The 25,707-nt window shown below is 70.5% G+C and carries 23 protein-coding genes; 12 read left to right on the top strand and 11 right to left on the bottom strand.

Annotation, left to right across the window (positions count from 1 at the left end; all coding sequences use genetic code 11):
* Positions 1-85: 85 nt before the first annotated feature.
* Positions 86-1,573, top strand: a complete 1,488-nt coding sequence (locus H288_RS0101520) for a HAMP domain-containing sensor histidine kinase (RefSeq protein ID WP_020090826.1) — start codon at positions 86-88, stop codon at positions 1,571-1,573.
* Between the two features lie 35 nt (positions 1,574-1,608).
* Here the strand turns inward: H288_RS0101520 and bioB are convergent, their stop codons facing one another.
* The 3 genes from bioB to H288_RS0101505 form a co-directional block, all read right to left on the bottom strand.
* Complete coding sequence (gene bioB / locus H288_RS0101515) at positions 1,609-2,622, bottom strand: biotin synthase BioB (protein WP_020090825.1); 1,014 nt, start codon at positions 2,620-2,622, stop codon at positions 1,609-1,611.
* Positions 2,623-2,653: 31 nt separating this feature from the next.
* A complete protein-coding gene (locus H288_RS0101510) occupies positions 2,654-3,769 on the bottom strand; it encodes a methyl-accepting chemotaxis protein (RefSeq protein ID WP_106735891.1) in 1,116 nt (371 codons plus the stop codon).
* Between the two features lie 217 nt (positions 3,770-3,986).
* The gene (locus H288_RS0101505; protein WP_020090823.1) at positions 3,987-4,871 is read right to left on the bottom strand and encodes a fumarylacetoacetate hydrolase family protein; all 885 of its coding nucleotides are present in this window, start codon (positions 4,869-4,871) and stop codon (positions 3,987-3,989) included.
* A gap of 411 nt (positions 4,872-5,282) precedes the next feature.
* Here H288_RS0101505 and H288_RS0101500 point away from each other — a divergent pair, with 411 nt between their 5' ends.
* Positions 5,283-6,596, top strand: coding sequence for an OmpP1/FadL family transporter (locus tag H288_RS0101500; RefSeq protein WP_026604564.1), 1,314 nt, complete (start codon positions 5,283-5,285; stop codon positions 6,594-6,596).
* A gap of 181 nt (positions 6,597-6,777) precedes the next feature.
* Here the strand turns inward: H288_RS0101500 and phaC are convergent, their stop codons facing one another.
* Positions 6,778-8,619 (bottom strand): class I poly(R)-hydroxyalkanoic acid synthase, encoded by a 1,842-nt coding sequence (phaC, locus tag H288_RS0101495; RefSeq protein ID WP_020090821.1) that lies wholly within the window; start codon positions 8,617-8,619, stop codon positions 6,778-6,780.
* Between the two features lie 141 nt (positions 8,620-8,760).
* Here phaC and H288_RS0101490 point away from each other — a divergent pair, with 141 nt between their 5' ends.
* The 4 genes from H288_RS0101490 to H288_RS0101475 all read left to right on the top strand — a co-directional run bounded on the left by H288_RS0101490 (position 8,761) and on the right by H288_RS0101475 (position 11,308).
* Positions 8,761-9,159 carry a hypothetical protein gene (locus tag H288_RS0101490; protein ID WP_042671931.1) on the top strand — a complete coding sequence of 133 codons (399 nt, stop codon included), beginning with the start codon at positions 8,761-8,763 and terminating at the stop codon, positions 9,157-9,159.
* A 111-nt stretch (positions 9,160-9,270) separates the two neighbouring features.
* Complete coding sequence (locus H288_RS0101485) at positions 9,271-10,488, top strand: LL-diaminopimelate aminotransferase (RefSeq protein WP_026604561.1); 1,218 nt, start codon at positions 9,271-9,273, stop codon at positions 10,486-10,488.
* Positions 10,489-10,622: 134 nt separating this feature from the next.
* Positions 10,623-10,835 carry a hypothetical protein gene (locus tag H288_RS0101480; RefSeq protein ID WP_020090818.1) on the top strand — a complete coding sequence of 71 codons (213 nt, stop codon included), beginning with the start codon at positions 10,623-10,625 and terminating at the stop codon, positions 10,833-10,835.
* Positions 10,836-10,948: 113 nt separating this feature from the next.
* Positions 10,949-11,308: a hypothetical protein gene (locus H288_RS0101475; RefSeq protein WP_020090817.1), complete on the top strand. Its 360-nt coding sequence runs from the start codon at positions 10,949-10,951 to the stop codon at positions 11,306-11,308.
* A gap of 21 nt (positions 11,309-11,329) precedes the next feature.
* Here the strand turns inward: H288_RS0101475 and H288_RS0101470 are convergent, their stop codons facing one another.
* A complete protein-coding gene (locus H288_RS0101470) occupies positions 11,330-11,665 on the bottom strand; it encodes a DUF3140 domain-containing protein (protein ID WP_020090816.1) in 336 nt (111 codons plus the stop codon).
* A gap of 223 nt (positions 11,666-11,888) precedes the next feature.
* Between H288_RS0101470 and prfB the strand changes: the two genes are divergently transcribed.
* A protein-coding gene (gene prfB, locus H288_RS0101465) for a peptide chain release factor 2 (RefSeq protein ID WP_103984661.1) occupies positions 11,889-13,017 on the top strand; the annotation gives its coding sequence in 2 pieces (ribosomal slippage) (positions 11,889-11,957 and positions 11,959-13,017; 1,128 coding nt in all).
* Positions 13,018-13,201: 184 nt separating this feature from the next.
* On the opposite strand, the gene ggt is transcribed toward prfB, so the two are convergent.
* The 6 genes from ggt to H288_RS0101435 all read right to left on the bottom strand — a co-directional run bounded on the left by ggt (position 13,202) and on the right by H288_RS0101435 (position 20,367).
* Complete coding sequence (gene ggt / locus H288_RS0101460) at positions 13,202-14,803, bottom strand: gamma-glutamyltransferase (protein WP_020090814.1); 1,602 nt, start codon at positions 14,801-14,803, stop codon at positions 13,202-13,204.
* Positions 14,804-15,064: 261 nt separating this feature from the next.
* The gene (locus tag H288_RS0101455; RefSeq protein WP_020090813.1) at positions 15,065-15,988 is read right to left on the bottom strand and encodes an ATP-binding cassette domain-containing protein; all 924 of its coding nucleotides are present in this window, start codon (positions 15,986-15,988) and stop codon (positions 15,065-15,067) included.
* Complete coding sequence (locus H288_RS0101450) at positions 15,985-17,001, bottom strand: ABC transporter ATP-binding protein (RefSeq protein WP_187299665.1); 1,017 nt, start codon at positions 16,999-17,001, stop codon at positions 15,985-15,987. The genes H288_RS0101455 and H288_RS0101450 overlap by 4 nt, the downstream gene beginning before the upstream one ends.
* A gap of 8 nt (positions 17,002-17,009) precedes the next feature.
* Complete coding sequence (locus H288_RS0101445; protein ID WP_020090811.1) at positions 17,010-17,939, bottom strand: ABC transporter permease; 930 nt, start codon at positions 17,937-17,939, stop codon at positions 17,010-17,012.
* The gene (locus tag H288_RS0101440) at positions 17,936-18,880 is read right to left on the bottom strand and encodes an ABC transporter permease (RefSeq protein WP_020090810.1); all 945 of its coding nucleotides are present in this window, start codon (positions 18,878-18,880) and stop codon (positions 17,936-17,938) included. The genes H288_RS0101445 and H288_RS0101440 overlap by 4 nt, the downstream gene beginning before the upstream one ends.
* Complete coding sequence (locus H288_RS0101435; RefSeq protein WP_020090809.1) at positions 18,880-20,367, bottom strand: ABC transporter substrate-binding protein; 1,488 nt, start codon at positions 20,365-20,367, stop codon at positions 18,880-18,882. The genes H288_RS0101440 and H288_RS0101435 overlap by 1 nt, the downstream gene beginning before the upstream one ends.
* Before the next feature lie 392 nt (positions 20,368-20,759).
* Between H288_RS0101435 and H288_RS0101430 the strand changes: the two genes are divergently transcribed.
* From H288_RS0101430 to H288_RS0101410, 5 genes are all read left to right on the top strand, one after another.
* Positions 20,760-21,299, top strand: a complete 540-nt coding sequence (locus tag H288_RS0101430) for a PilZ domain-containing protein (RefSeq protein WP_106735895.1) — start codon at positions 20,760-20,762, stop codon at positions 21,297-21,299.
* 112 nt (positions 21,300-21,411) lie between these two features.
* Positions 21,412-22,020 carry a HupE/UreJ family protein gene (locus tag H288_RS0101425; protein WP_020090807.1) on the top strand — a complete coding sequence of 203 codons (609 nt, stop codon included), beginning with the start codon at positions 21,412-21,414 and terminating at the stop codon, positions 22,018-22,020.
* Between the two features lie 62 nt (positions 22,021-22,082).
* A complete protein-coding gene (locus H288_RS0101420; protein ID WP_026604652.1) occupies positions 22,083-22,406 on the top strand; it encodes a LysR family transcriptional regulator in 324 nt (107 codons plus the stop codon).
* 121 nt (positions 22,407-22,527) lie between these two features.
* Entirely contained in the window at positions 22,528-23,217 is a 690-nt protein-coding gene (locus H288_RS0101415) for a hypothetical protein (RefSeq protein WP_020090805.1), read from the top strand.
* A gap of 384 nt (positions 23,218-23,601) precedes the next feature.
* Positions 23,602-25,251, top strand: coding sequence for a porin (locus tag H288_RS0101410; protein WP_020090804.1), 1,650 nt, complete (start codon positions 23,602-23,604; stop codon positions 25,249-25,251).
* The last annotated feature ends 456 nt before the right edge of the window (positions 25,252-25,707 follow it).

Here is a 25,707-nt window from a genome sequence, read left to right as displayed (position 1 = left end):
ATCTGTGGCTTGCGAACATGTATCCCGCGAAGGCCGAACCCGGCTCGAGCTTTCTCAATCCTCTCTCCGCCGATCCTCATCCGCGATGCCGGCGCGGAGCGTGACCGGCGTGTCCCTCGAGTCCCATCAGGCCGCGGCACCGGCGACGCCGGCGCCCGCACCGGCCCGCGACGTCCCCGAGCGGCGCACCGCGCGCCTCGGCCTGTCCGGGCGCCTGTTCCTCGTCACCGTCGCGTTCGTGGTGGTAGCCGAGGTGCTGACCTACGTGCCGGCGGTGGCCAATTACCGGATCGAATGGATGTCCGACCGCCTGGCGGCCGCGCAAGTCGCCGCTCTGGTGCTCGACGGGCGGACCGGCGAGCCGGTCTCCGAGCCGCTCGAGAGCCGGCTCCTGGCCGGCGTGAACGCCCGCGCCATCGCCGTCCGCGGCGGCGGCGCCCAGCGTCTGCTCGCCATCGAGCCCATGCCCGAGCAGGTCGCCGACACCGTCGACCTGCGCGACGTCACCGCCCTGTCGGCGATCCGGGGCGCGTGGCGCACCCTCGTGGCGCCGGTCCACGAGCCGATCCGCGTGGTCGGGGAGGGCGGCATCGGCTTCGACCGGGTCGAGATCCTGCTCGACGAGGCGCCGCTGCGCACCGCCATGATCGACTACGCGCTGCGCCTGCTGGTCTCCTCGCTGATCATCGCGGCGGCCGCCGCCGGTCTCGTCTTCGTGGTGCTGCAGGTGCTGATCGTGCGCCCCGTGCGGCGGCTCGCCACCAGCATCACGGCCTTCGCGGATGATCCGGAGGATGCCGGGCGGATCATCGCGCCGTCCCGCCGCAGCGACGAGATCGGCCAGGCCGAGCGGGCGCTCGGGCGGATGCAGCGCAGCCTCGCCGACCAGCTCCGGCAGAAGCGGCGACTCGCCGAACTGGGCTTGGCGGTCAGCAAGATCAGCCACGAACTGCGCAACCTGCTGACCGGCGCGCAGCTCCTGGGCGACCGCCTGGAGGGGACCGAGGATCCGACCGTGCAGCGCGTGGCCCCCCGCCTCGTCGGGACGCTGGCCCGCGCTATCCGCTTCTGCGAGGCGACCCTCGCCTACGGGCGCGTCTCCGAGCGCGCGCCGCTCCTCACCAGCACGCCGCTGGCACCGGTCTTCGCGGAACTTCCGGATCTCGCCGCGCTGGCGGCGCATCCGGTCAGCGTCCAGGTCGCGGCGGGCGATCTCTCCGTGCAGGCCGATCCGGAGCAGCTCGGGCGGGCGCTGGCCAACCTCGTGCGCAATGCCGTGCAGGCGCTGGACGGGGCGGCCGTGCCGGAGGCCGCCGTGAGCGTGGTCGCTGCCCGCGCGGCACCGGGCCGGGTCACGATCCTGGTCGCCGATAACGGTCCCGGTCTCCCGGCGCGCGCGCGGGAGAACCTGTTCGCGCCGTTCCAGGGATCCATGCGGTCCGGTGGCACGGGCCTCGGGCTGCCGATCGCCGCCGAGCTGATCGGGATCAACGGCGGCACCCTCACCCTCGACGATTGCGAGGCCGAGGGGCTGAGCGGCGCGCGCTTCCGGATCGTGCTGCCGGAAGGCTGACGGGACCGGACCCGCGGGACGTCGCCCCGCTGCCGCTACTCTGCCGCGGCCCGGACGGGCTCCCCGACCCGGATGCCGAGATCGGCCAGCAGCGCCGCGTCGTCGTCCTGCCCGTTATTGGCGGTGGTGAGCAGCCGCTCGCCGTAGAAGATCGAGTTGGCGCCGGCGAGGAAGCACAGCACCTGGGCCTCGCGGGTGAGGCTCTTGCGGCCGGCGCTGAGCCGCACGCGGGAGCGCGGCATCACGATCCGCGCCGTGGCGCACATGCGCACGAGATCGAACGGATCGACCGCCGGCTGGTCCTCCAGCGGGGTGCCGGGCACCGCCACGAGGGCGTTGATCGGCACGCTCTCCGGGTGGGGAGCGTGGTTGGACAGAACCTGAAGCATCGCGGCGCGGTCGGTGACACCTTCGCCCATCCCGACGATACCGCCGCAGCACACGCCGATCCCGGCCTCGCGGACGTTCGCGAGGGTCTGCAGGCGCTCGTCGTAGGTGCGGGTGGAGATGATGTCCTCGTAGAAATCCGGCCCGGTATCGAGGTTGTGGTTGTAGGAGGTCAGCCCGGCCTCGGCGAGGCGTCCGGCCTGCGAGGGCGTGAGCATGCCGAGCGTCACGCAGGCCTCCATGCCGAGGCCGCGCACGCCGCGCACCATGGCGAGCACCGCGTCGAATTCCGGGCCGTCCTTCGGCTGGCGCCACGCGGCGCCCATGCAGAAGCGCTGGGCGCCGGCGGCCTTGGCGGCGGCCGCCTCGGCCAGCACCGTCTCCACGGGCATCAGCCGCTCGCGCGCGACGCCCGCGCCCTTGTGATGGGCCGATTGCGGGCAGTAGGCGCAATCCTCCGGGCAGCCGCCGGTCTTGATCGACAGGAGAGACGCCCGCTGGATGTCGGCGGGGTCGTTGTGCCGGCGGTGCACCTGCGCGGCCCGGAACACGAGGTCCATCAGCGGCAGGTCGTGGATCGCGCGGATCTCCGCCACGCTCCAGTCGTGGCGGATGTCGCCGAGGTCGGGCTGCTGGGAACCGGGGAGGGAAGTCGCGCTCATGCGGTGTTTGAGCCGGATCGGCGGACAGAAATCAAGCGGGCCTCGCGCCCGAACCTCCGACCGAGGGGTCGGTCTGGACGATCATGCCGTACCAGCCCAGCCCGCGATAGGTCTCGTATCCCGGTGTCCGATGGTACGCCGTGACCGTGCCCGACCGCGGATCCCGCACGACTCCGCTCGTCTCGCCGTCCATCCGGCAGGAGACCCGCTCGGTCAGGAGACCGACCTGATCCGAGGCGGCCAGCACCCGGCCGCCGGCATCGACCAGCAGGGCGCGGGTGCGCCCTCGATCTTCCGGCGCGACCCGGATCCCCGAAACGATGGCGTGGGCCTGCGGTGCCCAGTCGAAGTGGATCGCCAGGACGCCGAGCGGTGCGCCGGTCGCCTGACCGCCCGCCCGCACGCTCGCCGCGTAGGTGGCGACCTGCGCGCCGCCCAGCGCATCCTCCTGCCGCACGTCGGCGCAGACGAAGGCGTCGCCGCTCTCCAGGGCGAGCGCCTCCCGGAACCACGCTTCCCCCGCGACGCTCCGGCCCTGCAGTCCCGGGTAGCGATCGGCGCGGCCGGTCGCGAGGATGCGGCCGTCCAGGCCGCAGATCCAGAGATCGAGATAGACCGTGTAGGCCGAGAGGATGATGCCGAGGCGGTCGCCCGCGAAGGCCGCCGCGGCCGGGCCGGGATCGGCCGCGCAGGCGACGACGGCGGCGTCGGTCGCCCACCAGCGCACGTCGCAGGTCCGCTCGTAGAGGTTGCGATCGATCAGCTCGACCGCGTTGAGCGCGAGATCGACCAGGCGTTCTCCCTGGACGCGGCCCGCCATCGTCTCGACGGTGCGCTGCAGCTCGACGATGCGGCCGGACAGGTGAAGCTCCAGCTCGCCGGCGATGACGTCCACGGATTCGCCGAGGGCGCGCACTTCCTGGGCGACGACCGCGAAGCCGCGTCCCTCATCTCCGGCCCGCGCGGCCTCGATGAGCGCGTTGAGGGCGAGGATCTTGGTCTGCGCCGTGATCCGCCGGATCCGGCCGGTCTTCTCCTGCGCCGCCTGCTTGACGGCATCGGCCAGGATCTCGATCGACCTGAGCGTCGGCGGCTCGGACTCCGATCCGGAGGTCCGGCCATTGGGGAAATCAGTTTTCGCACTCATGCCGGGCCCGATCGACGAGGCGGGCATTTTACAGCTATAATATAATACAGTCTTAACCGATCAAGGCCGGCGATATAACTTACAATACTAAAATCAATCCATAATTCAATCGAGAGTATATAGGTCCCGTCGGTCGCGGGTGCCGGGCGCTCGCCATTATCGGTGACGTTGCCCGGGCGCGGGGCCGCCGCCCGGGCTCGGGCGGCGGCCCCGTCTGTCAGTGCGTCGGCTCGCCGGCCGAGACCTTGGCGGTCCAGTCGTCGAAGGCGATGACCTTCTGCCGCTGCTCGCCGAGCCGGTCGATGCGCAGGACCATCTCGTCCCCGGCCTTGAGGTAGCGCGGCGGCTTCATGCCGAGGCCGACGCCAGGCGGCGTGCCGGTGGTGATCACGTCGCCCGGCTCCAGCAGCATGAAGTGCGACGCGTAGGCGACGAGTTGGGGAACGTCGAAGATCATCGTTGCGGTCGAGCCGGTCTGACGGCGCTCGCCGTTCACGTCGAGGCTCATGGCGAGGTTCTTCAGGTCGGGAATCTCGTCGAGGGTCACCAGCCATGGGCCGAGGGGGCCGAAGGTCGGCGCGCTCTTGCCCTTGGTCCAGGTCGGACCGCGGTTCATCTGCCACTCGCGCTCGGAGACGTCGTTGCAGATGCAGGCGCCCGCAACGTAGCTCAGCGCCTCGTTGGCGTGGACGTAGCTGGCGCGCCGCCCGATCACCACGGCGAGCTCCACCTCCCAGTCGGTGCTGTGCGACCCCTTGGGAATGATGACCGTGTCGTTCGGCCCGCACAGGCTGGACGGGGCCTTGTTGAAGATGATCGGCTCCGCGGGGATCGGCGAGCCGGTCTCGGCGGCGTGGTCGGCGAAGTTCAGGCCGATGGCGACGACGTTCCGGGTGCCGCCGACGCAGGGGCCGAGCCGCACGTCCGGGGGCAGCTTCGGCAGGGTCTCGGGATCCAGGGCGCGCAGCCGCACCAGCGAGTCGGGCGCGAGGGCCGGCCCGGCGATGTCGCGCACGATGCCCGACAGGTCGCGCAGCCCCCCGCTGGCATCCACGAGGCCGGGCTTCTCGTCGCCGCTCGGGCCGTGCCGGAAGAGCTTCATGGCCGCACTCCTCATCCTTCCCTGAACCGGTCTGCGCCGGACGCCGGGACCATGGCCGGGCCTCGACCCGGGTGCAAGGCCGGCCGCGTCGGCGTGTCGGTCCGCCGGGTGTCGCCGCAGGGCAACAGGACGGCGGAAAAGTGCAGGGTCGGCGACGTTCGGATATATTGTTCCTGTCGCCATCTCGGTGTGACAGCTCGGATCAAGACTGAAAAATCTCGATCATCACGGGCTTTCGCTCGTGAAGGTGCCGTTTACCGCTCCTTATCTACTACTATTCCTCTCGGTGCCGAAAATGGTCGGGGTCATTGCGGTTCCGCACCCGAAACCGGCACCATGCATGGAAGGTCGCCGCATAACGGGTCTCGAACAATCGACGGCGCCCAGCAGAACGAAGGCTTGGGGGAAGAGATGGGCGGGACGGTTCGCGCTGCGATGCTGGCGGCGACGGCGGTGGTCCTCGGCGCCGGGCAGGTGCAGGCGGGGGCGTTCGGGATCCGGGAGCAGAGCACCGAGGCCCAGGGGCTGGCCTTCGCGGGCGCGGCGTCGGGATCGGGCGGCGTCTCGTCGATGTTCTGGAATCCCGCGACGATCACGATGAACCCGGGCTTCGTCGCGGAGCAGAACTTCACCTATATCGGCCTGTCCTCGGAGATCCGGCCCGCGCCGGGCACCAATCCGGGCTTCGCGCGGCTGGGCGGCTCGGGTGAGCTGGGCCAGGGCGCCGTCGTGCCGGCGGGCGCGACCTCGTACCAGCTGAACGACCGCCTGTGGCTCGGCCTCTCGACCGGCGCCCCCTTCGGCCTCGTCACCAAGCCGCGGGACGTGTGGGCCGGCGAGGTCTACGGACGCTCGTCGCGGATCTTCTCGCTGGCGATCAACCCGGTCATCGGCTTCAAGGTCAACGAGTGGCTCTCGATCGCGGCCGGCCCGAACATCGAGTATTTCCGCCTGACCCTGCGGCAGGCGCTGCCGATCCCCGGCATCCTGCCGACCTCGTATCCGAGCTCCTTCCTCAAGGGTGAGTCCTGGGGCGCGGGCTTCACCGCCGGCGCCACGCTCACGCCCCGCGACGGGACCGTGCTGGGCATCGGCTACCGTTCCTCGGTGCACCACGACATCGACGGCTCGATCGGCGTCCCGCTCGTCGCCCTGGCGCCGCTGGCCGGACAGGTCCGCGCCAAGCTGAACACGCCCGAGAAGCTGAGCGTCGGCCTGACCCAGGCGGTCTCGCCGGTGGCGCGGGTGAATCTCGGCTTCGAGTGGGACAACTGGTCGAGGCTCGGCACCATCGGCATCGTATCGAAGACGATCGGCCTGCCGGTGAACAACCTGCCGCTCAACTACAAAGACGGGTTCACCTACGCGATCGGCGCCGAGTACGACGCGTCGCCGAACCTGACGCTGCGGACCGGCTTCGCCTACGAGACCTCGCCCATCGACTTCCGGAACCGCTCGGTGCGCCTGCCGGACGGCGACCGGTACAACGTCTCGGTCGGCGCCAGCTACCGCTGGAGCCAGCAGCTGACGCTGAACCTCGCCTACTCGCACTTCTTCCTGGACCGCTCGCGGATCCTCGCGGGCATCGGCCGCGACTACAACATCAGCAACATCGCCTTCGCGGGCGTGGTGGATTCCAGCGCCGACATCGTCTCGGTGGGCTTCCGCTACGTCTTCGGCGCGCCGCCGGCCCCGGCCCCGGCGCCGCTCGTGCGGAAGTACTGACGGGCAGCTCCGGTCGTGTCCTTCGCTGCCGCCGTCTTCGCGAGCGGAATGAAGCGATCCAGGGCAGCGCCACGCCGACAGGTGTCGCGCTGCCCCGGGTCACGTCGCTCCACTCGTGATGTCGGGGCGGCTCCGTGACCATCGGGGCCGATCACCCATCGATCCGAGCGCGTCGCGCGCCTCAGGCGCGCATCCGCACGTATGTGCCGGGCGCCGGCCCTAAGGATTGCAGCGCGTCGCCGCCCGGCTGCCGGGCCGGCACCCGCTCCGGGGCCTGCGCCTCAATCCACTGGAACCAGTAGGGCCACCACGAGCCCTTGGTCTCGACCGCGGCCCTGATCCACTCCTCGAGCGTCCCCTTCACGGGGCCGCCGGTCCAGTAGCCGTATTTCGGCTTGGACGGCGGGTTGATCACGCCGGCGATGTGGCCGGAGCCGGCGAGGACGAAATCGACCTTCCCGCCGAAGACCTTCGAACCCTCGAAGACCGACAGCGCCGGCGCGATGTGGTCCTCGCGGGTCGCGAGGTTGAAGATCGGCACCTGGACCTTCCTGAGGTCGAGGCGGACGTTGCCGAGCACCATCCGCCCCTGCGCCAGCGTGTTGTCGAGGTAGCAGTTGCGCAGGTAGAACGAGTGGTTGGCCGCCGGCATCCGGGTGGCATCGGAGTTCCAGTACAGCAGGTCGAAGGCCGAGGGTGCCTTGCCCTTGATGTAGTTGTTCACGACGTAGGGCCAGATCAGGTCGTTCGGCCGGAGCATGTTGAAGGCGTTCGCCATGCGGGCGCCCTCCAGGTAGCCCTGCTCGGCCATGCGCGCCTCGACCTGGCGGATCTGCTCCTCGTCGGCGAAGACCTTCAGGTCGCCCGCGTGGGTGAAGTCGACCTGTGTGGTGAGCAGCGTCGCGCTCTTGATCCGCCGGTTGCCGGTGGCCGCCTGCATGGCGAGCGTCACCGCGAGCAGCGTGCCGCCGACGCAGTAGCCCGCCGCCGTGACCTCGCTCTCACCGGTGGCGACGCCGATCGCGTCGATGGCCGCCTCGATCCCCTCGCGCATGTAGGACTCGAAGTCCTTGTCGGCGTGGCGGGAATCGGGATTGACCCAGGAGATGCAGAAGACCGTCAGGCCCTGGTCGACCATCCACTTCAGGAAGCTCTTCTGCGGATTGAGGTCGAGGATGTAGAACTTGTTGATCCAGGGCGGGACCATCAGGAACGGGCGCCGCAGCACGGTCTCGGTGGTGGGCGCGTACTGGATCAGCTCGATCAGGTCGTTGCGGAACACCACCTCGCCGGGGGTGACCGCCATGTTGCGCCCGACCTCGAACCCGCTCGGGTCGGTCTGGCGCACGCGCAGCTGCCCGCCGCCGGCCGCCAGATCCTCCTCGTACATCTTGAGGCCGCGGACGAGATTGGCGCCGTTCTCCTGCAGGGTGTGGCGGATCAGCTCCGGGTTGGTCGGCAGGAAGTTCGAGGGCGACAGCATGCTGGTCACTTGGCGCAGGTAGAACTGCGCCTTGTGACGCGTGTGCGCGTCGAGCCCCTCGGCCTCGTCGACGAGGCTCTCCGCCCAGCGGGTGGCGAGCAGGTAGGCCTGCTTGAGGAAGTCGAAATACGGGTTGGTCGTCCACTCGGCGTGGGCGAAGCGCGCGTCCCGGGGCTCGGGCAGCGCCACCGGATCGGCGGGCTGGCCCTGCAGGCGCAGGTAGGTCGAGCCCCAGAGCGACAGGAAAGCCTGCGACAGGCGCGCCTGAGCCTCGGCGCTGCGGTTCGGATCGGCGAGCCAGGTCTCGGCCACCTGACCGAGCACCTTGGCCGCCTCGTTCATCTCGCTGCCGGGTGCGGCCGCCTGGCCCTCGGGCCCGAGGAGGCGGGCGACGTTGCGCCCCATCGCCTCGACGAACTGACCGGCATTGCGGGAAATCGCCTCGAAATCCGGCATCGGGGCGACCGTGCCGTCCGGCATCGCGCCGTTCGAGACCGACTTCGGAGGGGCGGTCCGATCCGGCGCCTGCGGGCTCGTCAAACGTGCCTCCCTGTGCTTCATCTGTTGACCCGATGGCGCGGGCCTCGTTTCCGACAAAATAAGGAGCGAGCCAGAGTTTTCGCCAGCCCGGCTCAGGACGTCGCCGAAACATCCGGCCGATCTTTTCATACGCATGTGACGATGGATCGTGCCATTTTGAACCCCGCTATCCGCCCGCATCGCGCCGGTCCGCTGCGCCGCCTGACGCGCGCGGCCGGCCTGGGCGTGCTGGTCGGCGCGCTCGGGGCCTGCTCGGGCGACGTCGTCCGCTCGCTGGCCTCCGATGCAGGCTACGGGCCGCGGGTCGTCGCGGCCCCGGATTTCGTCACGGACACCCGCAGCAAGGCGCAGCCCGACTTCATGCCGGTTGGCGTCGACGCGCCGAAGCGGCCGGTCCGGGCCAAGTCGGTCACGGGCCAGAAGGCCCTGGAGGCGGAGCTGGAGGGTGCCCGCGGCCGCAACGAGGCCCGGGGGCGGGCCGCCGAGAGCGCCGGGCGGGGCGCGGCCGCCACCGTCAAGCCGGCTCCGGCGGCGCAGTAGCCGGCCCTTTTTCAGGGTCGGCGGCGGCCCGCAACTCTGGTAGAGCACGTGGTTCGCCCGACCGGCCCAAACGAGAGACGCCGGATCCGGGACGCGCCGATGGACACGCCCATGACCGACTTCCACCGCATCAAGCGACTGCCGCCCTACGTCTTCGAGCAGGTCAACCGGATCAAGGCTGCCGCCCGCGCGCAGGGCGCCGACATCATCGATCTCGGCATGGGCAACCCCGATCTGGACGCCCCGAAGCACGTCATCGCCAAGCTGTGCGAGACGGCCGGGCGGCCGCGCACGGATCGCTACTCGGCCTCCAAGGGCATCGCGGGCCTGCGCAAGGCCCAGGCGGGCTATTACCAGCGGCGCTTCGGCGTGACCCTGAACCCCGACACCCAGGTGGTGGCGACTCTCGGGTCCAAGGAAGGGTTCGCCAACATGGCCCAGGCGATCACCGCGCCGGGCGACGTCGTGCTGGTGCCGAACCCGAGCTACCCGATCCACGCCTTCGGCTTCCTGATGGCCGGCGGCGTCATCCGCTCCGTGCCGGCCGAGCCGACCCCGGCGATGTTCCCCGCCCTGGAGCGGGCCATGCGCCACTCGATCCCGAAGCCGGTGGCGCTGGTCGTCTGCTACCCGTCGAACCCGACCGCCTACGTGGCGAGCCTCGACTTCTACCGCGACCTCGTGGCCTTCGCGAAGCAGCACGAGCTGATCCTGCTGTCGGACCTCGCCTACGCGGAAGTCTATTTCGACAACAACCCGCCGCCCTCGGTGCTGCAGGTGCCCGGCGCCATTGACTGCACGGTGGAGTTCACCTCGCTGTCGAAGACCTACTCGATGGCCGGCTGGCGGATGGGCTTCGCGGTGGGCAACGAGCGCCTGCTCGCGGCGCTCACCCGGGTGAAATCCTACCTCGATTACGGCGCCTTCACGCCGATCCAGGTCGCCGCGACGGCCGCCCTCAACGGCCCGGACGATTGCATCCACGAGATGCGCAGCATCTACAGGAAGCGTCGCGACGCGCTGGTGGAGTCCTTCGGCAAGGCCGGCTGGACCATCCCGTCGCCCGCCTCGTCGATGTTTGCCTGGGTGCCGATCCCCGAGCGGTACCGGGAACTCGGCAGCCTCGAATTCTCCAAGCTGCTCCTGGAGAAGTCCGACGTGGCGGTCGCGCCCGGCATCGGCTTCGGCGAGTTCGGTGACGAGTACGTCCGCATCGCGCTCGTGGAGAACGAGCAGCGCATCCGGCAGGCGGCGCGCAATATCCGCCGGTTCTTCGACGGCACCGACAAGACGCTGCACAACGTCCTGCCGATGGCCCGGACCGGCTAGACCGGCCCGCGCAAATTGTTGCCGCGGGGCGACAGACGCCGTCAAAGGTGTCGGCGCCCCGCGCCGGCGCTTGTCAGCGCGGGGCGCGATGGCCAGGGTCAGGTGCGGGGGTCTTCCCGCGTCCCGAGTCTCGCATGCGCCGCCTGAACCTCATCGCCGCCCTGCTGCTCGCCGCCGCGGCCTCGGCCTGCGCGCCGAACCCGATCATCGCCCGGGACCCGATCCCTGCGCCAGGGCCGGCGGACGTGTACGCGTGCGACTCGAAGCCGTTGCCGGTCAACGCCTTCACGACCGATTGCCGCCCCGTCCCGGCGAGCCCGCAGGTCGTGCTGCGCGCGCGGGGCTGAACCCGCCCGGAATTTCGGTAACCGGTCGATTCGGACGGGCCGGACAAGCCGCCCGCGATCAGCTAGACTGTAGGCCAGATGCCGGCCCGCCCGGCCCCCTGACGGAGCATCGCGTGAGCACCAAGACCCTGATCGCCGCCGGATTGCTCGCCCTCCTGGCGGGGCAGGGCGCCTCGGCCTCCGACGCCGCCTACCCGCCGGCGCCCTACCAGCCCCGCGCCTTCGTGTTCACCGCCCCGAACGGCCCGACGGTCCTGCAGACCGAGGGCTGCTGCCAGGTGGTGGTGCCGCCGGGCCGGCCCGATCTCGCCCAGCCCGCCGTGCCGGTGGCCGAGGTGATGAACGGCGGCGGCTTCGGCTACACTGGGTTCGACTACTACAACGACCAGATCACCGAGGGGCGGTTCGGCGCGCGCAAGCGGCCGCGGGAGTACGTGATCGCTCCGTCCTACATCGTGCCGCCGCGCTACTGAGCCGCCGGGCGTTCCGGGGCCTCAATCCTTCTGCGGATCGTGGCCCCAGTTCATCAGCGACATCCGCCATGGGGAGTCGGGGTCCTTCCGGGCCTCGCCGCCCTGCTTGAGATGGCGGTGGACGTAGCCCACGACCTTGCGCATGGCGGCGTAGTCGTCGTCCGTCAGGTCGGCCTTCTTGGTGTCCTTGATCGCCAGGATCCGCCGGCCCATCTCGTGCCCGGTCGACTCGCCGCCGTCTTTCTTCTGGCCGACCCCCCGGCTCGCCGCGCTGTCGAGGTGCTTCCTCAGCGCCGCCGGCGTCATGTTGACGGCCTCGTTGAAGTCCTTCCACGTCTCCGCGTGATCGTCCGCCATCCGCCTGCCTCCCGGGCCGTGTCGCTCGTCCCCGACAACGCGCCCGAGGCTCGCCGGCTCGCCGCCATCCCTGCGGTCGGGCGCCGCACGGGCGACGGGCGACGCGGCGGGCGACGTGGCGGGCGACGTGGCGGGGAAGCGTTTACAGGCCGGGTCCCGGGGGGTATCACCCCGACCCGACGAGCTTCCATTCTCTCCCCACACCCCATTCCCGAAAAGCCAGATGCGCGCCGAGATCGAGCAAGCCTCGGATGCCGCCAAGCAGTCTATAGGGCTGCTGAGGAGGCATCTTTGACTGGGATACAGTCGATAAACGCCTCGCGGAGCTGAACGCGGCTTCCGAGGACCCCGACCTCTGGAACGATGCCGAGGCCGCCCAGAAGGTCATGCGCGAGCGGCAGCAGCTCGACGAGGCCGTCACGGCGATCAAGAAGCTGGAGCGCGACCTCGAGGACGGCGCCACGCTGATCGAGCTCGGCGAGATGGAGGGTGACGAATCCTCGATCCGCGAGGGCGAGGCGGCGATCCTAGCCGTCGAGAAGGAGGCCGCGAGCCGGCAGGTCGAGACGCTTCTGTCGGGCGAGGCCGACGGCTTCGACACCTATCTCGAGGTCCATGCCGGGGCCGGCGGCACCGAGAGCCAGGACTGGGCAAACATGCTCCAGCGCATGTATGCCCGCTGGGCCGAGCGCCGGAAGTACAAGGTCGAGGTCGTCGAGATGACCGACGGCGAGGAGGCCGGGATCAAGGGCGCCACGCTCCTGATCAAGGGCCACAACGCCTACGGCTGGCTCAAGACCGAGTCCGGCGTGCACCGTCTGGTCCGGATCTCGCCCTACGATTCCAGCGCCCGGCGGCACACCAGCTTCGCCAGCGTCTGGGTCTATCCGGTGATCGATGACCGGATCGAGATCGAGATCAAGGAATCCGACTGCCGGATCGACACCTACCGGTCGTCCGGCGCCGGCGGCCAGCACGTCAACACCACCGACTCGGCGGTGCGCATCACCCACAACCCCACCGGGATCGTGGTCGCGTGCCAGCAGGAGCGCTCCCAGCACAAGAACCGGGCGACCGCCTGGAACATGCTGCGCGCCCGGCTCTACGAGGCGGAGCTGAAGAAGCGCGAGGAGAAGGCCAACGCCGAGGCCGCCTCCAAGACCGATATCGGCTGGGGCCACCAGATCCGGTCCTACGTGCTGCAGCCGTACCAGCTGGTGAAGGACCTGCGCACCGGCACCCAGTCCACCGATCCGGACGAGGTGCTCGACGGCGACCTCGACCCGTTCATGGAGGCCTCGCTCGCGCAGCGGGTCTACGGCGGCGGCGAGGCGGTCGAGGATATCGACTGAGGCGGCGTGAGCTGCCTCCCCGTCATCACGAGCGCAGCGAAGTGACCCAGGGCGGCGCGCGATCGATCGGCGTGGCGCGACCCTGGATCGCTTCGCTCCGCTCGCAATGACGGCGGTGCTGACAGAGAGCGCCGTTGAGGCCGCCAAAGGATGAGCGCCGGCGGCGCCCATCCTCCCACGCCTCTCAATACCCCAGCGCCGCCCCGTCCTTGCGCGGGTCGGATCCGGCCGCCAGCGTGCCGGCCTTGCGGTCGATCCAGATGACCTGCCCCCCGCCGAGCGGCAGCGGCGCGCGGATCGCCGGGTGGCCGCGCTCGACCAGCCCCGCCATCACGGCGTCGGAGATCCCGCCCTCGACCTCCAGGCTGCCGCCGTAGGCGAAGCTGCGCGGGGCATCGAGGGCCTCCTGCACGTCGAGGCCCCGGTCGAGGAGACCGGAGAGCAGCTCGACATGGCCCATGGCTTGGTAATGGCCGCCCATGACGCCGAACGGCGCGACGGCCTGCCCGTCCTTCATCAGCATGCCGGGGATGATCGTGTGCATCGGCCGCTTGCCCGGCCCGACGCTGTTCGGGTGGCCGCCCTCCGTGCGGAACGACAGGCCGCGATTGTGCAGCAGCACGCCGCTCTCGGGCGCCAGGATGCCGGAGCCGAAGCCCTGGAAGATCGAGTTGATCAGCGACAGCGCGTTGCCGTCCCGGTCGACCACGCAGAGGTAGACCGTGTCCTTGTGGGCGCGGCCCTCGGCCATCTCGCGGGCGATCTCCGGATAGATCTCCGGCGCGCGGGCGCGGCCCATGTCGATCGCCCCGTGGGCGGCGGCCTTCCAGGCGTCGGAGAGCAGGTGCTCGACCGGCACGTTGGCGAGGGCCGCGTCGCCGAACAGCACGTCGCGGTGATGGTAGCCCTGCTTGCAGACCTCGGCGAAGAGGTGGAGCCGGTCGAGGTCGGAGAGCGCGCCGACGTCGTAGTGCGACAGCACGTTCAGCATCATCAGCGCCGTCAGACCCTGGCCGGCGGGCGGGCACTCGTAGACGTCGTAGCCGCGGTAGCGGGTCGAGACCGGTGCGACCACGTCGGGCTGCGCGGCGGCGAAGTCGTCCAGCGTGTGCAGGCCGCCGAGGGCGTTCAGCCGGCTTACCATGTCCTCGGCGACGGGGCCCTCGTAGAAGGCGCGCGCCCCCGCCTCGGCGATCGCCCGGAGCGTCGCCGCGAGCTTCGGCAGGCGGACGACGCTGCCGATCGTCGGCGCCTGCCCGCCGGGCAGGTAGGTCTCGGCGGCGTACGGATCCGTGGCGACGCGCTCGGCGCCGCGCAGCCAGTCCCAGCCGACCCGCTGCTGCACGACGAACCCGTCCTCCGCGTAGCGGATCGCCGGCTGGAGCAGCTCGCCGAGGGACCGGGTGCCGTGCTCGCGCACGAGTAGATCCCAGGCCGCGACCGCGCCGGGCACCGTCACGGCGTGTGGCGAGGTCGGCGTGATGGTGACGCCGTGCTCGGCGTACCAGTCGGGCATGGCGGCGGCGGGCGCCCGGCCCGAACCGTCGAGGGCGATGGGCTTCGTGGCGCCCGCGGGGGCGTAGAGGGCGAAGCAGTCGCCGCCGATGCCGGTCATGAGCGGATCGACTACGCACTGCACGGCGACCGCCGCGATGCCGGCATCGATGGCGTTGCCGCCGGAGCGCAGAACCTCGATGGCGGCGAGCGTCGAGAGCGGGTGCGAGGTCGCGACCGCGGCGTTGGCGGCGTAGACCGGGGAGCGGCCGGGGGCGGAGAAGTCTCTCACGGGATGTCCTGCTCTGCTGGGCGACTTAAAGAATCACCGCTCGATGCATATCGCCACCTCGGGATGAGGCGGTGACGGAGATGACGGCGCGGCCTCGTCCATGACGGATGGCTTCGCCGCCTCGTCTCTGCGAGCGCAGCGAAGCAATCCAGTCGGCGCAACGCTGAGCAACCTCGCGCTGCCCTGGGTCACTTCGCTGCGCTCGTGATGACGGCGGAGGCCGGGCTGACCGGTTGTTCCGATCGAGGATCGCCTGGACGATCACGCGTGCTGCCCTCTCGGCAGCGCCACCCAGTGCCCAGGCGCCACCTCGGTGAGCGGCCCGTCGGGCGGCTGGTCGTGGCCAGTGAGGTCGCGCGCGGCAAGGCGCGCCCGCTCCTCGGCCGGGTGCGGCACCGGCACGGCGGCGAGCAGGCGCCGGGTGTAGGGGTGGCGCGGATCCTCGTAGAGCGCGGCGGCCTCGGCGAGCTCGACGATCCGCCCGCGCCAGAGCACCGCGACCCGGTGGCAGAGGTAGCGCACCATGCGCAGGTCGTGCGAGATGAACAGGTAGGACAGGCCCATCTCGTCCTGCAGGTCCTGCAGCAGGTTCACCACCTGCGCCTGGATCGAGACGTCGAGCGCCGCGATCGGCTCGTCGGCGACGATGAAGCTGGGCTTGAGGGCGATCGCCCGGGCGATGCAGATGCGCTGGCGCTGGCCGCCCGAGAACTGGTGCGGGTAGCGCCCCATGAACCGCGGATCGAGCCCGACCCGCTGGAACAGGGCGGCAACCGCCTCCCGCCGCTCCGGGCCGCGCATGTCCCGCCGATGCAGCTTGAACGCCTCCGCGACGTACTCGCCGGCGCTCATCCGCGGGTTGAGGGCCGCGTAGGGATCCTGGAACACGGTCTGGATTCGCGCGCGCATCTTGCGCATGGCGCCCGCCGAGAGCTTGGCGAGGTCGGTGCCCTCGAAGGCGATCGTGCCCGAGGTCGGCGGGTTGAGCATGGTCACGGCCCGGCCGATTGTGGATTTGCCGGAGCCGGACTCGCCCACGAGGCCCAGGGTCTCGCCGGGGCGGATGTCGAAGCTCACGCCCTCGACGGCGCGGAACACCGCGCCCTTGCCGCCCCACCAGGAGCGGAGGGGATAATGCTTGGACAGGTCGCGCACCGAGACGACCGGCTGCTGCGACGCGTTCATCGCGCGGCCTCCTCACCCAGGAGCTTCGGCAAGTCGTACCAAGCGGCGACGAGGTGGCCCGGAGCGGCGCCGGGCGCCTGCGCCAGGGGCGGCATCTCGGCCCGGCAGCGCGGCGTCGCGAAGGCGTTGCGCGGCGCGAACGGGTCGCCCGGCGGGAGATGGCGCATGTCCGGCGGCGCGCCCTCGATCTGGTGGAGGCGCCGCCGCCCGGCGCGGCCGCCGGAGAGATCCGGCAGGGACCGCAGCAGGCCGAGCGTGTAGGCGTTGCGGGGATCGGCGAAGATGTCGTCGACCGGGCCGCGCTCCAGGATCCGGCCGGCATACATCACCTGCACGGTGTCGCTGATGCCCGCCACCACGCCGAGATCGTGGGTGATCCAGATGATCGCCATGCCGAGCTCACGCTTCAGCTCCTGCACCAGGGCGACGATCTCGGCCTGGACGGTGACGTCGAGCGCCGTGGTCGCCTCGTCGGCGATCAGAAGCTTCGGCCGGCAGCTCAGGCCGATCGCGATCATCACGCGCTGGCGCTGGCCGCCGGAGAACTCGTGCGGGTACTGGTCGAGGCGCGCGGCCGCGTTCGGGATGCGCACGAGGTCGAGCAGCTCCCGGGCCCGGGCGCGGGCCGCGCGGGCGTCGAGGCCGAGATGGATGCGCAGCGGCTCGACGATCTGCGCCGCCACGGTCATGCCGGGGTTGAGCGAGCTCATCGGGTCCTGGAACACGAAGCCGATCGCGCCGCCGCGGATCTTGCGCAGGTCCCGCTCCTTCAGGGCGAGGAGGTCGCGTCCCTCGAACAGCACCTGCCCGCCGGTGATGCGGCCGGGCGGGCGCGGGATCAGGCCCAGCATGGCCAGCACGTGCACGCTCTTGCCGGAGCCGGACTCGCCGACGATCCCCAGCGTCTCGCCCTCGTGCAGCGTGTAGGACACGCCGTTGACCGCGTGGACCGCGCCGCCGTCGGTGTCGAAGGCGACCGCGAGGTCGCGGACGTCGAGGAGGGGCTTCGTCATCGCGGCCGTCATGTGCGCTGCCTCGGATCGAGGGCGTCCCGCAGGCCGTCGCCGAACAGGTTGAAGGCGAGTACCGCGAGGAAGATCGACAGGCCGGGCCAGATCGCCATCCAGGGCGCCTCGTCCATGAAGTTCTTGGCGGTGTTGAGCATCGCCCCCCAGGACGGCTCGGGCGGCTGCTGACCGAGGCCGAGGAACGACAGGCTCGCCTCCGCGATGATCGCGGCCGCGATGGTCAGCGTCGCCTGGACGAGGATCGCCGGGACGATGTTGGGCAGGATGTGGACCCGGGCGATCCGCCAGGGCGGGTTGCCCATGGCGCGCGCGGCCTCGACGAACTCCTCCGCCGCCACGGCGCGCACCTGCGCCCGGGTCAGCCGGATGAAGGTCGAGGTCGCCGAGAGGCCGATCGCGATCATCGCGTTGACGAGGCTCGGGCCCAGGAAGGCGGCGAGCGCGATCGCCAGGATCAGGAACGGTATCGCCAGCAGCGCGTCGGTGAGCCGGGAGATCGCGCCGTCGATCCAGCCACCCGCGTAGCCGGCGAGCAATCCCAGGGGCAGGCCGAGGGACACCGCCAGCGCCACCGAGACGAGGCCGGCGCCGAGCGAGGCCCGGGTGCCGAAGATGATCCGTGAGAGCACGTCGCGCCCGACCTCGTCGCCGCCGAACGGGTGCGCGAGGCTCGGGGGCCCGCGGACGTTGCCCCAGTCGGTGGCTGTCGGGTCGTAGGGAGCGATCCAGGGCGCGAACACCGCCATCAGCACCAGCAGGCCGACGATGACGAGGCCCACGACCGCGCTCCGGCGCGCGCGCAGGCGTCGCCAGAAGGCCGCGAGGGTGCCGGGCTCTTGGAGGATGGCGTGGGCGGGGGCGCCGGACGGGGCGGCCTCCAGGCCGACCGCCTCGGCGCGGGCGATCTCGCTGCCGGTGCTCATGCCCGCCTCAGCTTCGGGTTCACGGCCGCCGCGAGCAGGTCGGCGGCGAGGTTCAGGGCGATGTAGGTGGCGGCCGTGCAGATCACGACGCCCTGCACGGTGGCGAAGTCCCGGTTGAACACCGCATCGACCATCAGCTTGCCGAAGCCCGGCACGGAGAAGACCTGCTCGGTGAGCACCGCCCCCGACAGGAGCTGGCCGAATTCCAGCGCCCCCAGGGTGATGATCGGGATCGCGGCGTTGGGCAGCGCGTGCCGCAGGGTGACCCGCAGCGGCGAGACGCCCTTGGCGCGCGCGGTACGGACGTAGTCGGAGCCGAGCACGCCGAGCATCGCCGCGCGGGTGTGGCGCATCATAACCGCCGCGATGGCGTTGCCGAGCACGAAGGCCGGCATCGCCATGGCGGCGAGGTTCTCTGACAGGCTCTCGAATGGTGAGACATAGCCCGAGGCCGGCAGCCAGCCGAGCTCCACCGAGAACAGCAGGATCAGCAGGATCCCGAGCCAGAAATTCGGCACCGACAGGCCCCAGAGGGCGATCCCGTTGGCGACCGTGTCGGCGGCCTGACCGCGCTTGACCGCCGAGAGCACGCCCATCGGCACGCCGATGGCGAGCGCCACCAGCATGGCGAGGCAGGCGAGTTCCAGCGTGACCGGCAGCTTCTCGACGATCAGCTCGGAGACCGGCTTCTGCAGCCGGATCGACTCGCCGAGATCGCCGCGCAGCACGCCGCCGGCCCAGTAGGCGTAGCGGACCGGCAGGGGCTCATCGAGGTGGTACTTCTCGCGGATGAAGGCGATCACCTGCGGGTCGCGCTCCTCGCCGGTGAGCGCCGTGGCGACGTCGCCCGGCAGCAATTGCTGCAGGGCGAAGATGATCATCGAGGCGAGGATCAGGGTCGGGACCGCCAGGGCAAGGCGCCGTGCGAGAAACCGCAGCATCAGTTCAGCTTCAGCCCGGTGAAGCGCACGAGCCCGTCCGGGTAGGGCACGAAACCCGTGATCTTCTGGCTGTAGGCCCAGAGCAGCTTGCGGTGCAGGATGTAGATGCCCGGCCGGTCCTTCAGGACCTGATCGGCCAGGGCCTTCCAGGCAGCCTTGCGCTTGGCCGGATCCACCGTCCCGCGCTCCGCCTGGAGGGCCGCGTCGGCTTCCGGGCTGCAGTACTTGGGATAGTTCAGCGCCGCCTTGCAGGCCAGGAAGCTGAACGTGTTGCCGTCCGGGTCCGAGCGGCCGCTCCAAGAATAGAGCTGCGCCTCGTAGTTGCCCTTGTCGGCGGCATCGAGCGCGGTCGTGAAGTCCACGGCCTGGATCTTCACGTCGAAGCCGGCCTCCTTGGTCATCGCCTGGATCACCTGGCCGACCTGCGGCGACTCGCTGTTGGCGTAGACGGTCAGCGTGATCTGCGGGTTCGGCTTCCCGGCCTCGGCCAGCAGCGCCTTGGCCTTGGCGACGTCCCGCTTCGGGATCGGGTACTCGGCGACGTAGTTCGGGTTCTTCGGGTTGACCCACTGGTTCCCGGCCAGGAACTCGCCGTTGTAGACCACCTGATTGATGGCGTTGCGGTCGATGGCCGCCTCGAAAGCGGCGCGCACCTTCGGGTCGGAGACCGGCGAACCGGCCTTGTGGGGGTTGAACAGGATCTCTTGGAAGCCGAGCTCGTAGGTTGAGTCGAGCTTCAGCTTGGCGTCACGCTTCACCTGTGCCACGTCGGTGGGGGCGAGGCGCTCCAAGAGGTCGAGCTGACCCGCGCGGAGGTTGGTGAGCCGCACGGTGGCGTCAGGGATCGGCCGGAACTCGATCCGCTGGATGTGGATCGCGTCCTTGTTCCAGTAGTCGGCGAAACGCTCAACCACGATCCGGTCCTGAGGCACCCGCTCGACGAACTTGTACGGACCGGCGCAGACCGGCGCGGAGGCGAACTTGTCGCCGAGCCGTTCAGCGGCCTTGGGCGAGACCATCATGCCGGCCCGGTCGGTGAACTGCGCGAGCAACGGCGCGAACGGCTGCTTCAGGTTGATGCGGAAAGTCAGGTCGTCGACGACATCCACGGAGTCGATCGGCGCGATCTCCGAGCGGCGCTGCGAGCCCGGCATCTTCATGTGGCGCTCGATCGAGAACTTGGCCGCCGCGGCGTCGAGCCTCTCGCCGTCGTGGAACAGCACGCCCGGGCGCAGGTGCATGGTCAGCGCCTTCTCGTCAGGCGAGAGTTCCCAGGAGGTCGCGAGCTGCGGCACCGGTTTCAGATCGGGCCCGATATCCACGAGCTTGTCGCAGAGCGCGGCGAACACCATCCGGCTCGCGAAGGTCCGGGCGAGCGTCGGGTCGAGGGCGTCCGGATCCTCCATCATGCCGAAGCGCAGGGTCTGCGCGGCGGCGGGCCCGGTGAGGGCGAGCCCGGCGAGGAGACAGGCGGCGTAACGCAACATGAGACCGATCCGGGTGGAGGCGGGAGAAGCGGAGCGGACCGGCCGGTCCGTTCCGGAGGCGGCCGGCAGTGTTGCGCGGCCGTTTGGCATGCACAATCCCAGGCAGCATCCATGCCATACAATCAGGATGCATCTTTTATTCAATCCGCGCCGCGAGCCTCTGAGGCCGCCGTTTCGAGCCGGCCGGCGGCGTTCGATGACGGCGCGACCGCGCCAAGGTCGAGATCGGCCTGCGAACAGCTTCGTGAGCGCCGGATCTGAGGTGCGACTTAGATCGGGATAAGTCCAATTTTACGCATTGCTTGAACAGGCCAGAAGAAACTTCGGCCCCAGAAGGTCGCCGATGTATTCTTTATGATGATGCGGGTGTGATGGTCCGGCGGCACATCGTCATGTTGCCCGCGTTGTGCTGGAACCAGCGGCGTCGCGATTTCTACGCCGTGACCGCCGACGTCTCGACCGAGGGCATCCGGTTCCGCTCCTCGTCGCTCCTGGTGCCGGGTGAGCATCTCACCTGCAGCATCCGCCATATCGGCACGCTCGAGGCCCGCATCGCCCGCGTGGCCGGTCAGGAGTTCGTTGTCTGTGTCCGCGGTGGACGCGCGACTCTCACTGACGTCGCCCGTCAGTTCGTGACGCTGGCAAAGGCCCAGGACCTGCAACCCGAACCGATCCGCGCGCACCGTCGGATCGTGCCGAAGCAGAAGATCGTCCAGATCACCACTTCATCGGGCGAGGCCCTCCAGGGACACGTCCTCAACGTTTCGGCCTCCGGCGTCGCCCTTCTCGTCGACCACGCGCTGGAGATCGGGGCGATGATCCGGGTCGGGCGAAAGACCGCCACCGTGATGCGCCACTTCACCCACGGTGTCGGGGCCGCCTTCTCGGAGCCGTTCGCGCCGTCCGCGGTCCACGAGGCGATGTCGCTCTGAGGGCCGCCCGCGAAACCGGGCGCCGCCGCGGTGCGGCGATCGTCGGCCACCCGCCCCTCGCAGAGGCGGCGGAAGGGCGCTACAACTTCGCGGGTCCAGCGAAGGATCACCGATGAAGCGACCGCTCTCCGCCCGTTCCGCCACATGCCTCGCGCTCCTGCCGGCCGCACTCGCCCTGCTGCCCCAGGTGGCCTTCGCCCATCCGGGGCACGGCACCGCGACGGGCGCGGAGGCCGGGTTCCTCCATCCGCTCCTGGGCGCCGACCATGTTCTCGCGATGGTCGCGGTCGGCCTCCTCGCCAGCCTGCGCGGCGGACGGGCGCTCTGGGCGCTGCCCCTGTCGTTCCTGGCGTTGATGAGCGTGGGGGCGGGGCTGGGCATGGCCGGCGCGGTGCTGCCGCATGTCGAGCTCGGGATCGCGCTGTCCATCGTCGTGTTCGGCCTCGCCGCCATCGTCGGCCTGCGCGCGCCGGTGGCCCTGCTGGCTGCCCTGGTCGGCGTCTTCGCGGTGTTCCACGGCTACGCCCACGGTGCCGAGATGCCCGAGACCGCCTCCGGCCTGTCCTTCGGCCTCGGGTTCCTCGCGGCCACCGCGCTCCTGCACGCCGCGGGGATCGGACTCGGCGCCGCGGCGTCGCGGATCGGAGCGACGCGGGCCGCCCCGGCCCTCGGTGTCGGCCTCGCCGCGGCCGGTCTCGCGCTGCTGGCGCTCCCCGCCTGAGCGCCGTACCCGACCCGCTCCGGAGCCCCGCCCGGGCCGCGGGCGCGGCGCCCCGGCTGAGCATCCGCATCGATCTCGGGCCGGGGCACCGCCTCGGCCCCGGCAAGGTGCGGCTCCTGGAGATGATCGCCGAGCACGGTTCCATCGCGGGCGCCGGCCGCGCGCTGGGCATGTCGTACCGCCGGGCCTGGCTGCTGGTCGAGGCGATGAACAGAGGCTTCGGTCGCCCCGTGGTTGAGGCGCAGACCGGTGGCCGGGCCGGCGGGGGCGCGCGCCTCTCGGCCTTCGGCACCGACGTGGTGCGGCGCTACCGGGCCGTCGAGGCGGCCGCGGAGGCTGCGGCCGCGCCGTTCCTGATCTGCCTGGGACAGGCCGGGGACGCGTAACCGGGCCGGGCACGGGCGCGAACCCGGATGCGATGTCACAGGCCCTCGTGGGCTGACGTCCCATCATCCCGCCCCACGTCCAGCCGGTCGCGACAATCCCGGCACCAGGAAGAGAACCCCCATGGCAAAACTCACGACGCTCGCCCTGATGAGCCTGCTGGCCGTCACCACCGGTGCGCAGGCGGCGCCGAAGGTCGAGCGCCTGCGCGGGACCGTCGAGGCGGTCGCGGGCGGCGGCTTCACGCTGAAGACACGGGACGGCGCGTCGGAGACCGTGGCGCTTGCCCCCGACGCCAAGGTTTCCTGGGTGGTCCCGTCGAGTCTCGACGCGATCAGGGACGGGGTCTTCATCGGCACGGCCACGAAGGGCGAGCCGCCGGTGGCCCTGGAGGTGGTGCTGTTCCCCGAGGCGATGCGCGGCACCGGCGAGGGACACTACGACTGGGACATGATCCCCGACCACACCGCGGGCGGGGCGTCGGTGCGGAGCGCCATGACCAACGGAACCGTGAAGGCGGACGTGCGCTCGACCGCTCCCGACGCGCCCCGCGTGAAGAGCGCGATGACCAACGGGACGGTCAAGGCGAGCCGCGGCGGGGCGGAGCGGACCCTCACGGTCGATTACGGTCAGGGCCAGTCGCTGCAGATCCTGGTACCGCCACAGGCGCCGGTCGTCAGCTTCGAGCCCGCCAGCGCCGCGGCCGTAGCGCCCGGCGCCAAGGTCTTCGTGATCGCCGCGCGCGGGGACGACGGCCGCATCACGGCGCGGCGCGTCGCCGTCGGAAAGGACGGGCTGACGCCGCCCATGTAAGGCGCCCGTCCGGCGCCGGCGAATCGGCTGGGACGGCGTGAGCCGCCCGGTCCCGGGTCGGGGCCGGGCGAAAGGCTGCCCGTCGGCGCGGCAGCTCAGCCGCTCAGGACAGCATTCGTGCACATTCGGCGGACCGTTGCCGACTAAAGCGCCCCGAGAATGTTGCCAGGCCGCAACATCGCGCTGGAACTGCCAAGGCAGCCGCGAATCCTCGTTGCTCGCGGAAACCCGTTCGCACATGGTGATCGTGCACGGGGGCATCGCCAAGCGAGAGCCCGCAGGAGCCTGCCACCTAAGACGCGGGCCAAACCTACAGAACGTGCGGCTAGACCCGGATAACCGGGCAGGTCCGCATCATTGGGTCTCGAAGCTTTGGAGATGTCTATGAAGCTCTTGAAGAGCTCATTGCTCGGGTCTGCTGCTGCGTTCGCGGCCGTAGGCGCAGCCCACGCCGCCGACCTCCCGGTCAAGAAGGCGGTCCCGATCGAGTACGTCCGCGTCTGCGGCGCCTACGGCGCCGGCTTCTTCTACATCCCCGGCACCGACACTTGCCTGCGTCTCTCCGGCCGCGCCCGGTTCGAGGGCGGCTACATGACCAGCTACTCGCGCCAGGGCACCAACGGCGACACGTCGGGCTACCAGGGCCGGATGCGCATCAACCTCGATGCCCGCACCCAGACCGCCTACGGCACCCTGCGCGCCTTCGTCCGCCTCGATGCCGGATCCCGCACGGGCTACTCCGGCGTCGGCACCTCCGGCACCCAGCAGCGTATCGCTCAGGCCTTCCCGGGCCTCGGCATCGACCAGTTCGGTCGCGCCTCGCAGTTCGTGAACGTCGACAAGGCCTTCATCCAGTTCGCCGGCATGACCGCCGGTCGCGCCTCGTCGTTCTTCGACTTCTACGCCCACGACTTCGAGTTCGCCGGCGCCACGCTCGGCTCCGACGTCGCCTCGACCAACCTGCTCGCCTACACGGCCACGCTCGGCAACGGCCTGTCCGCCACGATTTCGGTCGAAGATCCGGTCTTCCGCCGCAGCCCGATCTTCTCGCAGACCAACAACCCGACCGGCGCCACCGTTAACGCGACGATCCAGAACTTCGCTCAGACGGCCGCGCCCGCCGAGGTGTTCATCGGCTACACCGGCGGCGTGCCGACCCGGTTCAGCTTCGTCGACGCGATCCAGCGCTCGCGCATGCCCGACTTCGTCGGCGCCCTGCGCCTCGACCAGGCCTGGGGTTCGGCTCAGGTCTCGGCCGCCGTGCACGAGCTGAACGTCGGCAACGTGCAGAACGGCGCCGGCACCGGCACCGGTTCGAACATCAGCATCCCGCACACCAGCAACTCGTACGGCTGGGCGGTCCAAGGCGGCCTGAAGATCAACACGCCGTTCATCGCGCCGGGCGACGCCCTCTACCTGCAGGGCGCCTACGGCTCCGGTGCCCAGATGTACACCGGCTACTGCGCCTTCAGCGGCTGCTACTCGCAGAACCCGGCCACCATCCAGGGCCAGAAGTTCGCGCAGTACATGAACGACGCGACGATCAACCCGTTCTCGGGCCGACTCGAGCAGTCGACGAGCTTCACTGCGACGGCCTCGTACCTCCACTACTGGACGCCGGAGTGGCGCTCGGCCTTCTTCGGGTCGTACGGTGAGATGAGCTACAGCAGCGGTGCCCGTCTGGCCCAGGGCGCGGCCTTCGCGCTCGCCAACCCGGCCGGTGCCAACTCCTTCGGCGTGAACGCCGTCGGCGTGCCGGGCACCCGGTTCTTCCAGCTCAGCGAGGCGCTGCGCGACACCTACCAGTTCGTGGCGGGCGGCAGCATCATCTGGTCGCCGGTGAAGGATCTCGATATCGGTGTCGAGGGCTTCTACACCCAGATCGGCGTCAAGAACGGCCGCGTGATCGACCGCGACAAGACCCCGACGGCCTACGCGAACGTCGCCGGCATCAACAACGGCACCTTCGTGCCGCGGACCACGACGGCGGACAGCGTGTCCACCTTCCGCTTCCGCGTCCAGCGCGACTTCTAAGCCACTCCACCGGCGCCGGGGCCTCGGCCTCCGCGCCGGTCCCCGTGCTTCAGAAACCTCAAGGCTCGGCTTCAGCCGGGCCTTTTTCGTTGTGCCGGGCCGCCCTGGATCCGTAACGCCTCCGGCCGCCAGCGCGCGGTCGGCACGCGACCCGGTGCGTTCCGCGCCGCGATCCCGCCCGCTCCCGGCCGGTCCGTTGACCGACCCATGATAGGGTCCGGCGATGCGCCGCCCCGCGCGCAGGGCGCCGCCGATGCGCGCCATCGTTCGTTCGGACCCGCTTTCCGGGCGCGCGCCGCGTCCATCGAGCCGGGCAAACGCCGCCGCGCCGTGCGACACGTGCCATCCCGCAAATGAGCCGAGCCTCCGGCCGACGCGTCGGACGGGCAGGATTCGCGCGTCGAATCGCTCGCCGGCGACCGCGTGCCGTTCGCGGGGCACCCAGGCGGTTCTGAC

It is taken from the genome of Methylobacterium sp. 285MFTsu5.1, from assembly GCF_000383455.1.
GTDB lineage: Bacteria > Pseudomonadota > Alphaproteobacteria > Rhizobiales > Beijerinckiaceae > Methylobacterium.
This window is presented reverse-complemented; position numbering and strand designations above follow the sequence as displayed.

Coding starts and splice junctions, on each gene's coding strand:
- H288_RS0101520 (WP_020090826.1), top strand. CDS start 86: ATGCCGGCGCGGAGCGTGACCGGCGTGTCCCTCGAGTCCCATCAGGCC.
- bioB (WP_020090825.1), bottom strand. CDS start 2,622: ATGAGCGCGACTTCCCTCCCCGGTTCCCAGCAGCCCGACCTCGGCGAC.
- H288_RS0101510 (WP_106735891.1), bottom strand. CDS start 3,769: ATGAGTGCGAAAACTGATTTCCCCAATGGCCGGACCTCCGGATCGGAG.
- H288_RS0101505 (WP_020090823.1), bottom strand. CDS start 4,871: ATGAAGCTCTTCCGGCACGGCCCGAGCGGCGACGAGAAGCCCGGCCTC.
- H288_RS0101500 (WP_026604564.1), top strand. CDS start 5,283: ATGGGCGGGACGGTTCGCGCTGCGATGCTGGCGGCGACGGCGGTGGTC.
- H288_RS0101490 (WP_042671931.1), top strand. CDS start 8,761: ATGGATCGTGCCATTTTGAACCCCGCTATCCGCCCGCATCGCGCCGGT.
- H288_RS0101485 (WP_026604561.1), top strand. CDS start 9,271: ATGACCGACTTCCACCGCATCAAGCGACTGCCGCCCTACGTCTTCGAG.
- H288_RS0101480 (WP_020090818.1), top strand. CDS start 10,623: ATGCGCCGCCTGAACCTCATCGCCGCCCTGCTGCTCGCCGCCGCGGCC.
- H288_RS0101470 (WP_020090816.1), bottom strand. CDS start 11,665: ATGGCGGACGATCACGCGGAGACGTGGAAGGACTTCAACGAGGCCGTC.
- H288_RS0101455 (WP_020090813.1), bottom strand. CDS start 15,988: ATGAACGCGTCGCAGCAGCCGGTCGTCTCGGTGCGCGACCTGTCCAAG.
- H288_RS0101450 (WP_187299665.1), bottom strand. CDS start 17,001: ATGACGAAGCCCCTCCTCGACGTCCGCGACCTCGCGGTCGCCTTCGAC.
- H288_RS0101445 (WP_020090811.1), bottom strand. CDS start 17,939: ATGAGCACCGGCAGCGAGATCGCCCGCGCCGAGGCGGTCGGCCTGGAG.
- H288_RS0101440 (WP_020090810.1), bottom strand. CDS start 18,880: ATGCTGCGGTTTCTCGCACGGCGCCTTGCCCTGGCGGTCCCGACCCTG.
- H288_RS0101435 (WP_020090809.1), bottom strand. CDS start 20,367: ATGTTGCGTTACGCCGCCTGTCTCCTCGCCGGGCTCGCCCTCACCGGG.
- H288_RS0101430 (WP_106735895.1), top strand. CDS start 20,760: ATGTTGCCCGCGTTGTGCTGGAACCAGCGGCGTCGCGATTTCTACGCC.
- H288_RS0101425 (WP_020090807.1), top strand. CDS start 21,412: ATGAAGCGACCGCTCTCCGCCCGTTCCGCCACATGCCTCGCGCTCCTG.
- H288_RS0101415 (WP_020090805.1), top strand. CDS start 22,528: ATGGCAAAACTCACGACGCTCGCCCTGATGAGCCTGCTGGCCGTCACC.
- H288_RS0101410 (WP_020090804.1), top strand. CDS start 23,602: ATGAAGCTCTTGAAGAGCTCATTGCTCGGGTCTGCTGCTGCGTTCGCG.